11 protein-coding genes and 1 pseudogene are annotated in these 11,852 nt (G+C 72.9%); 4 read left to right on the plus strand and 8 right to left on the minus strand.

The window, feature by feature from the left end:
* Positions 1–56 precede the first annotated feature (56 nt).
* The 4 genes from ACIQ6R_RS32555 to ACIQ6R_RS32570 all read right to left on the minus strand — a co-directional run bounded on the left by ACIQ6R_RS32555 (position 57) and on the right by ACIQ6R_RS32570 (position 5,107).
* The gene (locus tag ACIQ6R_RS32555; protein ID WP_404182597.1) at positions 57–1,217 is read right to left on the minus strand and encodes a SchA/CurD-like domain-containing protein; all 1,161 of its coding nucleotides are present in this window, start codon (positions 1,215–1,217) and stop codon (positions 57–59) included.
* A gap of 169 nt (positions 1,218–1,386) precedes the next feature.
* Positions 1,387–2,046, minus strand: coding sequence for a class F sortase (locus tag ACIQ6R_RS32560; RefSeq protein ID WP_404182600.1), 660 nt, complete (start codon positions 2,044–2,046; stop codon positions 1,387–1,389).
* A gap of 105 nt (positions 2,047–2,151) precedes the next feature.
* On the minus strand, positions 2,152–2,721 hold the full coding sequence (locus ACIQ6R_RS32565; protein ID WP_404182602.1) for a hypothetical protein: 570 nt from the start codon (positions 2,719–2,721) through the stop codon (positions 2,152–2,154).
* 490 nt (positions 2,722–3,211) lie between these two features.
* Positions 3,212–5,107 carry a SpoIIE family protein phosphatase gene (locus tag ACIQ6R_RS32570; protein WP_404225285.1) on the minus strand — a complete coding sequence of 632 codons (1,896 nt, stop codon included), beginning with the start codon at positions 5,105–5,107 and terminating at the stop codon, positions 3,212–3,214.
* Positions 5,108–5,237: 130 nt separating this feature from the next.
* Here ACIQ6R_RS32570 and ACIQ6R_RS32575 point away from each other — a divergent pair, with 130 nt between their 5' ends.
* Both ACIQ6R_RS32575 and ACIQ6R_RS32580 read left to right on the plus strand, forming a co-directional pair.
* Positions 5,238–5,954, plus strand: a complete 717-nt coding sequence (locus ACIQ6R_RS32575) for a hypothetical protein (protein WP_404225287.1) — start codon at positions 5,238–5,240, stop codon at positions 5,952–5,954.
* 74 nt (positions 5,955–6,028) lie between these two features.
* Positions 6,029–6,508 carry a GNAT family N-acetyltransferase gene (locus ACIQ6R_RS32580; RefSeq protein ID WP_404182928.1) on the plus strand — a complete coding sequence of 160 codons (480 nt, stop codon included), beginning with the start codon at positions 6,029–6,031 and terminating at the stop codon, positions 6,506–6,508.
* Between the two features lie 79 nt (positions 6,509–6,587).
* Here ACIQ6R_RS32580 and ACIQ6R_RS32585 read toward each other — a convergent pair whose 3' ends face one another.
* Entirely contained in the window at positions 6,588–7,028 is a 441-nt protein-coding gene (locus ACIQ6R_RS32585) for an ATP-binding protein (protein ID WP_404182611.1), read from the minus strand.
* Positions 7,029–7,467: 439 nt separating this feature from the next.
* Here ACIQ6R_RS32585 and ACIQ6R_RS32590 point away from each other — a divergent pair, with 439 nt between their 5' ends.
* Both ACIQ6R_RS32590 and ACIQ6R_RS32595 read left to right on the plus strand, forming a co-directional pair.
* Entirely contained in the window at positions 7,468–8,436 is a 969-nt protein-coding gene (locus ACIQ6R_RS32590; RefSeq protein WP_404225289.1) for a LysR family transcriptional regulator, read from the plus strand.
* A 29-nt stretch (positions 8,437–8,465) separates the two neighbouring features.
* Positions 8,466–8,702: pseudogene (locus ACIQ6R_RS32595) on the plus strand (cytochrome P450); the annotation flags it as partial.
* Positions 8,703–8,745: 43 nt separating this feature from the next.
* Here ACIQ6R_RS32595 and pgm read toward each other — a convergent pair.
* From pgm to ACIQ6R_RS32610, 3 genes are all read right to left on the minus strand, one after another.
* Entirely contained in the window at positions 8,746–10,386 is a 1,641-nt protein-coding gene (pgm, locus tag ACIQ6R_RS32600) for a phosphoglucomutase (alpha-D-glucose-1,6-bisphosphate-dependent) (protein ID WP_404225291.1), read from the minus strand.
* A gap of 195 nt (positions 10,387–10,581) precedes the next feature.
* Entirely contained in the window at positions 10,582–11,010 is a 429-nt protein-coding gene (locus tag ACIQ6R_RS32605; RefSeq protein WP_404182620.1) for a hypothetical protein, read from the minus strand.
* Between the two features lie 95 nt (positions 11,011–11,105).
* Entirely contained in the window at positions 11,106–11,843 is a 738-nt protein-coding gene (locus ACIQ6R_RS32610; protein ID WP_404225294.1) for a Type 1 glutamine amidotransferase-like domain-containing protein, read from the minus strand.
* Positions 11,844–11,852: the final 9 nt, after the last annotated feature.

Genomic DNA, 11,852 nt, shown 5'->3' on the forward strand with positions numbered 1-11,852 from the left:
CCGGACCGCGATCTGCGGTCCGGCGGCCGACGTGTGCGCGCCGTGAACGGTGCGGATCAGGCGTCCGGCGAACGGCGGTCGGTGACGAGCTCCATGCGAGCGCCCTCGAGAGCGCGGGCGAGGTCACCGCCGCCCGCGGGTGCGGAGCCGTCCGTACCGGCCGGGTCGTCCAGGAGTGTCGTCAGCTCGGCCACCTGGCCGGGGTCCGTGAGCCCGAGGGACACCGCCGGGTCGCCGGCGTCGAGTCCGCCTCGTACGTCGACCAGCCGGACCACGACGTCGTCGCGCTGGAAGATCGTGCTGCACAGGACCGGGCTGCGCGGATCGTCCGCGGCCGCCTCGTCGCGGTCGGCGAGCAACTGGGCCAGCCGCATGCCGCGGCCCGGCCTCGCCGGGTACGACAGGGCGTGCCGCCGCGCCGCCGGATCCTCCTCCCCCGCGGTCACATGGTGGACGGCGGGCAGCGCCGCCCGTGTGTAGAACACCCGGGCGGACTCCGGGTCGCCGAGGTCCCGGTCCTGCTCCAGATACGGGTTGATGGCCTCCTCGACGGCCCGCACCTCGGGCTGCTCGGCCACGTGCCGCAGGGCCGCGAGCAGGTCGCCGCGCACCTCGATGGCCCGCACCACCCGGTTGCCGTGCAGGAACAGGGAGGTGCGGCACAGCCGTGTGGTGTCGTCGACCCGCGGCTCGGGCGAGGCGTAGTCGGCGAGGATCTTGCCGACCGCGTCCTCGCTGCCCGGCTTCACCGTGAAGGTGAGCGCGTGCCGGATCACGCCGTCACCGATCCGGGGCGCCGTCTGGAGCCCGCCCCGGGCGGTCCCGTCCCCCGTCGCGGGGTGGCTCGTCTCACGGACGACGTGGAAGCGCAGCGACCTGGTGTCCCGGACGCAGCTGTGCAGCGGCTTCACCATCCGCACGTGCTCTTCGCTGCTCACCCAGTTCAGGAAGGGCGGGGCGCTCTCCCACTCGCTGGTGATGAGCCACTGGGAGGGGTTCTCGATGGACTGGCACAGCTGCTCACCGAGGTGCCCGGGAACGGACTCGACGTGACTGCGCAGTTGCTCGTACGTCTCCAGGAACTGCTGCTGTGCTCCGTCGTAGACCTCCACCAGCAGGACGACCCGGAGTCTGGAGCCGTCGAACACCGACTGGGAGACATGGTGCGACACCTGTCGCGTCAGCGGTTCGGAAGCAGGGGTGGATGTGGTGGTCATCCTGCGCACATCTCCTTCGCGGGGGCGGAACTGAACGTCGGCCGCGGTGATGCGACGCCAGCGTGCCTCGATCCTGTGCCCGGCCCCGCGGGCGCGCGACTCGTATGCACTGCGCGGGTGACCGGGCGGCACAGGGCGGCGGGTGCGGCTGGTGCGGCGCGTGCGGCACTCAGGTGAGGTGCGCGAAGACCACCAGGTTGTCCGTGTAGTCCTTGGCCTTCCGGTCGTAGTCGCCCGCGCAGGTGATGAGGCGTACCTCGGCCCGGTCCCCGTCGCCGTACACGCGCTTGCTGGGGAAGTCGTCCTTGTCGAAGGTCTCCACGCCGTCGACCACGAACGACGCCTTCCGTCCGTCGGCTCTCTCGACGTGGAAGACGTCGCCCTCCTCGAGTTGGCCGAGGCGGGCGAAGACAGCCGGCGACGTCTTGGTGTCCACGTGCCCGGCGATGATCGACGTGCCCTCCTCCCCGGGGGAGGCGCCCTTGGCGTACCAGCCGACCAGGTTGGTGTCGTCGGGCGGCGGGGCCTGGAGCTGTCCGTTCGCGCCGATGGCGAGGTCGGTGAAGGGGGCGTCGACGGAGATCTCCGGGATGTGCAGGCGTACCGGCTTCGACCGTGGGAGGTCCGCCTCCGGCTCGCCGACGGCGGACGGGGCCGACGCGCCGGGCTGGGGGGCGAGCGGTGGGCCGGAGGAGTCGGCCGAGGTGTCGTTGCCGCCGATCAGGCTCACCGCCAGGACCAGAAGCGCCACGGCGCACAGCAGCGTCAGGCCCGAGCGGGACCCGGTCGGCGCCGGCTCGTCGTCGGCGGGGGAAGGAGGGACTGCCATCGAGGACCACCTCACTGGGTCACGGGCGGAGGGGGTGGGGGGAGCGAGCCGGGCCGCCGCGCGGTGCCTGGGCGGCGGCCCGACTGCTATCGCGCCCGGCACGGCTCAGGCCGTTCCGTGCGCCGACTTCCTGCGCCGGACGGCGTACAGACCGGTCCCGGCGACGGCCAGGACGGCCAGTCCGCCCGCGGTCGTGGTCGGCGTGTCCAGTCCGCCGCCTCCGGTGTGCATGCCGCCGCGCGGCTTCTCGTGCTCGCCGCCCCAGGACTTCTCACCCTCGTCCTGCTTGTAGGTCTCCGAGCCCTGCTTGGAGCCGCCGCCCTCCCAGTCGCCCTCGTTCACCGCGGTCAGGGCACCACCGCCCGTGTGCATGCCGCCGCGCGGCTTCTCGTGCTCGCCGCCCCGGGACTTCTCGCCCTCGTCCTGCTTGTGGGTCTTCGACTCCTGCTTGGAGCCGCCCTCCCAGTCGCCCTCGTTCACCGCGGTCAGGGCACCGCCACCCGTGTGCATTCCGCCGCGCGGCTCCTCGTGCTTGCCTCCGTTGTCGTGCTCCTTGCTGTAGGAAGAGTCGTCGTGGTCCCAGTCGCCTCCGACCGCCGCGTAGGCGCCGGGGGCGCCGAGGACGAGGACGGCCGAGGCCGCCGCTGTGGTCAGGAGCATGTGAGCAGAACGCATCTGAGGTTCCTTCCGTCACGACCGGGCAGCTGGTGCTTCGTCAGCTGAGGTGACCCGGCCCCGACGTGAATTACCGTCAGCCAGTCGTTCCTCTCGCACCACTCAAGGCGCTCAGCCGGGTGATGCCCGCCCGGCGCGGGAGCCCTCGTACTCCCCCGGCCACCGACCGGCGGACGGCCGGTACCACCGGACACCTTCGCTCCGTCAACTCCCTGTACCCGTACGGCAGTCGATGTCGGTGGCCCAGGGATGACGGACCCGCGTGTCGGCGCGGCCGGCCGGGCACGGGCGCAAGCGACGAACCAGGGAGCGGGTGCCGATCTCCGCCCGTTCGGGTGCCCCGGACGGGCGAGCGGCCGTGCCGCTCGGGTGAGCGAGGCGCGGCCGGTCGCGGGTCGGGGTCACCTCTCGAGGAACGGACGAGTACGTGGAGCAGGGCGGGCACGTGGAGCAGGGCGGCCACGTGGACGCGGCGCCGGCGCCCTTCCCTCTATTCGGCCGGGTCGACGTGTGTCGGGTCCCGCACCTCGGGCTGCTGGCGGCGTGAGCCGGGAGCGGCCCGGTCCGGGGCGGCCTCGCTGTGCGTGGACTGGGGCGGTGGCGGCGGTGCGGTGTCACCGGGGGCGCCGACACCGGCGGCGGGCAGGCGCAGGGCGAGCAGGGCGACGTCGTCGCCGCGGGGTGCGAGGCGGTCGAGCAGCTCGTCGCAGTACTCGTCGATGCCCCGTCCCTCCGGCCGGCGGGCCAGGACGCCGGCGTGGTGGCGGAGCTTGGCCATGCCGAGGTCGATCGGGCGGTCGCGGCTCTCCACCAGACCGTCGGTGTAGAGCAGCAGGAGGCTCTCCGGCGGGAGTTCCTCGCGCGCGTCGGGCCAGCCGAGGCCGAGGCGCAGGGTGGCGCTCATGCCGATCAGAGGGCCGTGTCCGCCCTCCAGGAAGCGGGTCTCCCCCTCCCGAGTGATCAGCAGCGGCGGCGGATGTCCGGCGTTGACCCAGTGGAACCACCAGGGGCCGCCTTCGGGGCCTTCGACGCGGGCGAAGACGAGCGTGGCCATGGGGGCGTCGCTGGTGTTGGTCACGGCCTCGTCGAGGCGTCGCATGATCACGCTCGGCGGCTCCCGATGGTCCCAGGCCAGGGCGCGCAGCATGTTGCGGACCTCGGCCATGTGGGCGGCGGCCTGCAGGTCGTGCCCGACCACGTCCCCGATGACCAGGGCCATGACTCCGTCGGCGAGCAGAAAGGCGTCGTACCAGTCCCCGCCGACCTCCATGGCGCTCTCGGCGGGCCAGTACCGGGCCGCCATGCGCAGGTGGTCGACCTGCGGGAGAGGTGTCAGCAGCTGGCGTTGCATGGTCTCGGCGACGTTCTGCTGCTCGTGGTAGAGCCGGGCGTTGTCGAGGACCAGTCCGACCCGGCGGCCGATGTCGGCCAGCAGGGCGACCTCGGCCTCGGTGTGGGCGGGGCGGTCCCCCGCGCTTGCCACGGTCAGGGTCCCGTACGACCGTTGCCTGGTCCGGAGCGGGACGACGACGGCCGAGTGTCCGCCGAGCCGTTCGAACAGCGCCCGGTGGGTGGCGGCGAGGGGGTTGTGCGGGTCGTTCAACAGGTCCTCGGCGCTCAGCGGGGCGGGGCGGTCACTGTTGATCAGCCGGGTCAGCGCGGCGCGGGCCGGGTCCGGCAGCGAGGTCATCGGCCCTCGCAGCCGCCCCGCACGGTGCGGGTGGGTGCTGCTGCGCACGGCGACCCGCTCCAGGACGTCCGACTGCCCCTGGTAGACGTCGGCCGCGGCCCACTGGCCGAGTTCCGGCACCAGCAGCCGCAGGAGGCGGCGAAGCGTGGTGGAGGCGCGGTCGCTGGGGATCAGCACGGTGGAGATCTCGGCCACCAGGTGCAACTGGGCGGTGAGTGCCTCCAGGGCTGTGGTACGCGCCTTGAGCTCCTCGGTGGCACTGCGGTGCAGGCTGAAGTCGTGGAAGACCAGCGCGAGCCCGTGTCGGCCGTTGTCGCCGACCAATGGGGTGGCGGCCCAGATGATCGGAACCGTGGTGCCGTCGGCCCGCTGGAAGTACTCCTCGCTGCCCTCCTCGGAGGACGCACCGTACAGGGGGTTGCGCAGCCCGCACCGCTCGCGCGGCACGGGGCTGCCGTCGGCATGCCGGTGCAGGAGGTCGTGCGCGTCGTGACCGATCATGTCCCGCGCCGGCCGGCCCAGCAGGTGCTCGGCCCACGGGTTCACCGAGGTGATGCGGGCGGACGGGTCGAGGGTGAGGACGCCGGCGCCGAGAGCGTGCAGGACGGTCCGGGCGAAGTCGGGCGCCGGGGCGCCGTCCGCTCCTTCGTCCCCTGGCTCGTCGCCCTCCCGGTGGCCCGCCCAGCGTGATGTCACGACCCTCACAGCCTTCCGATGCCGTCCATCCCGCCAGGTTCCCTCAGCGGCCGGGGATGAACCGCTTCGGAGGGCCGAAGGAGGGAGGTCGGGTAGGCTCCCGGTGCTGATCATGTACCTGGAGGGTTGCGTGCGGACGAAGACCACGACCACGGTGTCGACCGTGCTGACCTGCCTGCTGGCCGGAACCCTCCTGGCGGGGTGCGGCAGCGGTGACTCCGGCAACAACCAGTCCGCCGACGACATGCTCGAGGACGCCAACGCCGCGATGCGGGCGCTGAAGTCCGTGCGGGTCGACTCGACCAGCACCGCGGCGCAGGGCGGTACGGTCACCGTCCGGCTCGTGACCGACCTCGAGGGCCGGTGCACCGCGAGGACCACGTTCTCCCAGGGCGGCACCCTCGACCAGATCCGGATAGGCGGGACCGACTACGTCCGTCCCGACCGCGCCTACCTGGAGAACCGGAAGCCCGGTGGCCTCACCGGCGAGCAGCGGCTGTGGATCAAGAAGCCCGCCGACGCGGCACAGCCCGGTGACGGGCTCTCCTCCTGCACCCGCCCCTTCGAGTCCTTCGGTACGGCGAGGAAGGGGAAGGCCACCCGCGTCGCCGGCCGGGAGGCGGTCGCGCTGACCGTGACCGACAAGGCGGACGAGGCGGACGAGGCGAACAAGGGCGGAACCTACACCTTCTACGTCGCGACGAAGGGCAAGCCGCACCTGCTCAAGGCGGTCTACAAGGGCGCCGAGTACGACACGTCCACGTCCTTCGCCGACTTCGACGAGCCGCTGGACATCCGGCCTCCAGAGCCGGCCGAGGTGATCACCGGGGAAGACGTGACGCCGTGAGCGACTCCGGACTGCGAACCGGTCGCCTCCTGCTCCGCGAGTGGCGGACGTCCGATCTGGCCCCGTGGGCGGCCATGAACGCCGACCCGGTGGTCCGTGAGTACTTCCCCGGGGTGCTGACCCGGGAGCAGAGCGAGGCGTCCGCGGCCCGTTTCCAGGCCGACCTGGAGCGGCGGGGCTGGGGTTGGTGGGCGGTGGAGGTCGCCGCCACCGGTGAGTTCATCGGCTTCACCGGGCTCGATCCCGTGGAGGACGGCATGCCGTTCACCGGGGTGGAGGCCGGCTGGCGCCTGGCCCGTCCGGCATGGGGGCACGGTTACGCCACCGAGGCCGCGCAGGCCGTGGTGGCCCACGCCTTCGAGGTGCTGGAGCTGCCGGAGGTCCTCGCGGTGACGACTGCCACCAATCTCCGCTCGCGGGCGGTGATGCGCCGCCTCGGCATGATCCGTGACCCGGCCGACGACTTCGACGACCCGGAGGTGCCCGAAGGGCCGCTGCGCCGCAGTGTGGTCTACCGGCTCCGGGCCGGGGACCGGCGCCCCGCCGTTCGGTAGGGGCGGCGGAGCGCGCCACGTCCGGCGGTGCCGCCATCGTCCCGTCGGGCTCGATGCGGGCGGCCCACCGCCGTGCCGTTCACGCGTCGGCGAGCCTCACCGCGGCCCTCATGCGCTTGCCGACCGGTTCCCGGTGCACCTCGAAGCTCTGGCAGACGGCCATCACTATCTCCAGCCCGTGCCGGCCGATGCGGCCCGGGTCCGTGGTCTCGGCCACCGGCAGCACCGGGTCGCTGTCCCACACCGTGACCTCCACCCGGTCCTCGGCCAGCTCCAGGTCGACCAGTGAGGGGCCGGGCGCGTATTTGCAGGCGTTCGTCAGCAGCTCGCTGACCACGAGCTGCACCAGGTCCGTCGCGCGGTCCGACACCAGGGGGCCTTGCTCCGCCCGCACCCGCGCCAGGAACCGGCGTGCCAACTCACGGCCACGGGCGATGTCGCCGGGCATGCCCTCGAACTCCCCCGAGACCCTGACCAGCCCGTTTCTCAGCTGGTCCCCATTTTGGGCAGCCACGTCCATCCGATCCGCCCTCTTCCTGAGCCTTGACCGTTACGCCAGCCGTCTACCCACAAAATCCGGGAACACCGGAGAACGGCCCGTCCGATCACCGGACCTCCGTGGTTCTGCCACTCAGTCGCCCACTCAGTCGCCCGTCGGGCGCGGGACGAGGCAGAGGAAGCCCATCGCGGCCCGGTAGACCCGCGGCCATCCGTCGCGGTGGGTGGTGGCCGCCTCCAGTGCTTGCGCGCTGTCCGGTAGGACGTCGGGTACTCCGAGTGGTTGTGCCGGTGGACGGATGAGTCCGGCACGGGTGGGTCACCTCCGGGAGGGCGCGTGCGGCCGACCCTGTCGGCGTCGCCGTTGACCTGAGCCAACGGAGCGAGCGCCGCGGTGCGGGATCGAACAACCGATTCACCCGTCATGCACAACCATCGGTTGTGTTCTTAGGATGGCCGCCGTGGATCTCATCGCCGTACGCACCTTCGTCGCCGCCGCGGAGGCTGGGCAGTTCCAGGTGGCCGCCGCCGAGCTGGCGATCACCCAGCAGGCCGTCTCCAAGCGCGTCGCCGCGCTGGAGCGGGACCTCGGTGTGCCGTTGTTCACCCGCACCGCGCGGGGGGCCCGGCTCACCATCGACGGGCAGGCCTTCCTCCCGCACGCGCGTGCGCTCCTCGCCGCCGCGGAGCGGGCCGCCGCATCGGTGCGGCCCGGGCGGCGCCCGCTGCGGGTCGACGTGATCGGCAGACGGCTCTCCATGGCCGGGGTGCTGCGCGACTTCCACCGCGCCCATCCCGAGGTCGACCTCGACGTCGTCACTCTCTTCCACGTCGACGCGGACGCGGCCGTGACCGCCATCCGCTCCGGGGCGATCGACGCGTCCTTCCGCTGCGTCACCATGCCGGGAAGCACCCTTCCCGACGGTGTCCGGGCCACGCCCGTCTTCGACGAGCCGCTCCAGCTCTTCACCGGGCCCGCCCACGAGTTCGCCAAGGCCCGGGCGGTGACCCCGGCCCAGCTCTCCGGTCATCGCATCTGGATGCCCGGCAACGTCCCCGGCACCGAGTGGTCGGCCTACTACGACGCGCTCGCGGCCGAGTTCGGGCTCGCCATCGACGCGATCGGCCCCGACTTCGGCGTCGAGGGGCTCCTCGACACGATCGCCGAGTCCTCGACGATCGCGACCTTCCTCAGCGAGCAGACCCCTCTCGTCTGGCCCGCCGTCCACGATCTGCGACGCATCCCCCTGCGCGGCCCGACGCCCGTCTACCCGCACTCCCTGCTCTGGCACGCGGACAACCCGCACCCCGCGCTGACCGTATTGCGCGCCTACCTCGCCTCCCGGCCGTCCGGTCATCTCGACACGGAGGTCTGGACACCGGCGTGGGCCGTGCGCTCCCACCCACGGGGCGATCGCGCCCGGCCGTGATGCGGGCGCCGCGCCCGACTCGGCGTTTCCCGGGGGTGGTCCGGCCCGGCCGCGTCGCGGAGGCCGGTGCGGGACTCTCCTTCGGCGACGGGCCGCACCGGTGTCCCGGGGCACACATCGCCCTCCTGGAGACCGATGTCTGCCTCAGCCGCCTGTTCGCCCTCGACGGCGTCCGGATGAACGGGGAACCGCGCGTCGCCTTCCCGGAGGCGATCGGCGGTTACGAGATCCGCGGGCTGCGCGTGGCTCTCCCCCGGGCCGGTCGTCGCCGACCGGCCCGGGGCCCGGTTCGAGGGGGCCGGTACGGCGTCAGCCGCCCAGGGCGCCGAGGACGACGAGTTTGGCCTCGTCCTGCACCTGCCGGAGGTGGTCCGCCCCGAGGAACGACTCCCCGTAGATCTTGTACACGTCCTCGGTGCCGGAGGGGCGGGCCGCGAACCAGGCGTTCTCGGTGGTCACCTTGATGCCTCCGATGGGCGCGCCGTTGCCCGGTGCCTCGGTGAGCACGGCGGTGACCGCCTCCCCGGCGAGGGTGTCGGCGGTGACCTGGGCCGGGGAAAGCCTGGCCAGGCGGGCCTTCTCCTCACGGGTCGCGGGCGCGTCGATGCGGGCGTAGGCGGGTTCGCCGAAGCGGGCGGTGAGGGCGGCGTAGTGCTCCGAGGGGGTCTTGCCGGTGACGGCGGTGATCTCGGAGGCGAGCAGCGCCAGGATGACGCCGTCCTTGTCCGTGGTCCACACCGAGCCGTCCCGGCGCAGGAAGGACGCCCCGGCGGACTCCTCGCCGCCGAAGCCGAGCGAGCCGCCGAGCAGTCCGTCGACGAACCACTTGAAGCCGACGGGTACTTCGACCAGCCGTCGGCCGAGGTCGGCGGCGACCCGGTCGATCATGCCGGAGGACACCAGCGTCTTGCCCACGCCCGCGTCGGCGGGCCACTCGGTGCGGTGGGCGTAGAGGTAGGCGATGGCGGTGGCGAGGTAGTGGTTGGGGTTCATCAGCCCGGCGTCGGGGGTGACGATGCCGTGCCGGTCGGCGTCCGCGTCGTTGCCGGTGGCGATGGTGAAGCGGTCGCGCTGTTCGATGAGCGAGGCCATCGCGTGCGGCGACGAGCAGTCCATGCGGATCTTGCCGTCCCAGTCCAGCGTCATGAACCGCCAGGTGGGGTCGGTGAGCGGGTTGACCACGGTCAGGTCGAGGCGGTGCTGCTCGGCGATGCGGCCCCAGTACGCGACGGAGGCGCCGCCCAGCGGGTCGGCGCCGATCCGTACGCCTGCCGACCGGATCGCGTCGAGGTCCAGGACGCTCGGCAGGTCGGAGACGTACGTGTCGAGGAAGTCGTAGCGGCCGGTGCCGGGCGCGGCGAGCGCCCGGGCGTAGGGGACGCGTCGTACGTCCTTCAGTCCGGCGGCGATGATCTCGTTGGCCCGGTCCTGGATCCAGGAGGTGGCGTCGGAGCCCGCGGGGCCGCCGTTCGGCGGGTTGTACTTGAAGCCGCCGTCGGCGGGCGGGTTGTGCGACGGGGTGACGACCACTCCGTCGGCGAGGCCCGAGGTACGGCCGCGGTTGTGGGTGAGGATGGCGTGCGAGACCGCGGGGGTGGGGGTGTAGCCGTCCGCGGTGTCGACGAGGACGGTCACGTCGTTGGCCGCGAACACCTCCAGTGCGGTGATCCTCGCCGGCTCGGACAGGGCGTGCGTGTCGGCGCCCAGGAAGAGCGGGCCGTCGGTGCCCCGCGCGGTGCGGTACTCGCAGATGGCCTGGCTGGTGGCGGCGATGTGGTCCTCGTTGAACGCCGCCGCCAGGGACGATCCGCGGTGCCCGGACGTGCCGAAGGCCACGCGCTGCCCCGGCTCGGCCGGGTCCGGGTGCAGGGCGTAGTACGCCGTCACCAGCCGGGCTACGTCGATCAGGTCCTCGGGGCCGGCCGGCTTTCCGGCTCGGTCATGCTGCATGCGCCCACTCCTCCGCGTCGGTCGGCATTCGCTCGCGGTCCCATCTTCCCCCGTCGGGGGAGCGGTACCGGACGTTCCGGCCGAGGTCCGGCGAACGCCGTACCGAGGTGGAGGCACCGCGGCGGCTGGGCCCGCCCGTGCGCCGGCCGACCGGGTGCCGTGGCGTCGGCGCCGGGACGTGACCGCCGGGCCGTGTCAGATCCGGCCGCCGGTGAGCCGGGTGAGGGGACCGTGCGTGTGGCGGCCGGCGCGGCGTCCCACCGCGTACGAGGCGGCGCTCAGCGCGGTGATGCCGGCTCCCACGCCCGCGGCGACCAGCTTGCGGTGGGCGATGACCGTCCACGCCGTCTTGGCCGTGGCCGCCACCTGGCCCGAGGTGTTGATGACCGCCTGACGGCCGGCCTCCACACCCTTGGCGGCCGTCTGGACGGCGCCGTTCGCGGCTTCCGCCGAACGCTGGGCGCCGGCCTTGGCCGCTGACGCGGCGTCACCGGCCTTGCCCGCGGCGGTCTGTCCGGCCCGCGAGGCGGGGGCGGTCGCCTTGTCCGCGGCGTCGCGGGCCTTGGACTCGGCGGTGCGTGTGGTGTTGGGCTTCTGGTTCGTGTCCTTGTTCGGATCGCTCATGGACACCGCTTTGCCTCTCACCGCGGTGGCAAACACGTACGGCGCCCGCCGCCCGCCCTCATCCCCGAGGAGAACGGGAGACCGAGGACCGGCTTTCACGTCACGCCGGGCAGCTTTCGCGGCTCGACGCGCTCCTCCACCGCCGTGTCGCCCTCGCGTACGACCACGTAGGCGCCCTTGCCCGCGACCTCCGTCACCGCCTCGACCAGCTCGGTGCCGCGGTAGACGAGGCCCACGCCGTCGTCCGTGCAGTGGGCCTCGGGCAGGGTGCCGTCGGCGACGAGCCGGTGGGTCAGCGGGCGGCGGCCCTCGTCGGCGTCGTAGTGCACGCCGTTGCCGTAGGGCAGCAAACCCAGGGCGTCGGTGACCGGGCGCAGCTCGGGACCGTAGGAGTCGGTCGCACCGCCCCGGAACCAGCAGAGGGACCCCGCGCTCACCCCGCTGAGCACGACGCCGGCCTCCCAGGCCCGGCGCATGACGCGGTCCAGTCCGTGCACGCGCCACACGGCCAGCAGGTTGGCGACCGAGCCGCCCATGACCCAGACGACGTCCTGGGCGAGCACGGTCTCCTCGATGTCCTCGACGTTGGGCATGGGGAACAGGTGCAGCGGTGTCAGGTCGAACCCGGCGACGCGGGCCGCCTCCGTCATGCGGGCGGTGAAGTGCTCGGCGTCCCCTATGGCGGTGCCCACGTAGAGGACGCGGGGGCGGCGGCCGTGCGCGCCCGAGAGGTCCACGGCGTGATGGACCAGGGCGTCGAAGGTCACCATGGTCCGGCCACCCGCTCGGTGGCCGCCGGAGGTGGCGAGGATGGTCGGTTCCGGTGCCGTCATGGGGGTGAT

Source organism: Streptomyces sp. NPDC096048, from assembly GCF_044763415.1.
Lineage (GTDB): Bacteria > Actinomycetota > Actinomycetes > Streptomycetales > Streptomycetaceae > Streptomyces.

Coding starts and splice junctions, on each gene's coding strand:
- ACIQ6R_RS32555 (WP_404182597.1), bottom strand. CDS start 1,217: ATGACCACCACATCCACCCCTGCTTCCGAACCGCTGACGCGACAGGTG.
- ACIQ6R_RS32605 (WP_404182620.1), bottom strand. CDS start 11,010: ATGAGCGATCCGAACAAGGACACGAACCAGAAGCCCAACACCACACGC.
- ACIQ6R_RS32580 (WP_404182928.1), top strand. CDS start 6,029: ATGAACGCCGACCCGGTGGTCCGTGAGTACTTCCCCGGGGTGCTGACC.
- ACIQ6R_RS32610 (WP_404225294.1), bottom strand. CDS start 11,843: ATGACGGCACCGGAACCGACCATCCTCGCCACCTCCGGCGGCCACCGA.
- ACIQ6R_RS32585 (WP_404182611.1), bottom strand. CDS start 7,028: ATGGACGTGGCTGCCCAAAATGGGGACCAGCTGAGAAACGGGCTGGTC.
- ACIQ6R_RS32565 (WP_404182602.1), bottom strand. CDS start 2,721: ATGCGTTCTGCTCACATGCTCCTGACCACAGCGGCGGCCTCGGCCGTC.
- pgm (WP_404225291.1), bottom strand. CDS start 10,386: ATGCAGCATGACCGAGCCGGAAAGCCGGCCGGCCCCGAGGACCTGATC.
- ACIQ6R_RS32560 (WP_404182600.1), bottom strand. CDS start 2,046: ATGGCAGTCCCTCCTTCCCCCGCCGACGACGAGCCGGCGCCGACCGGG.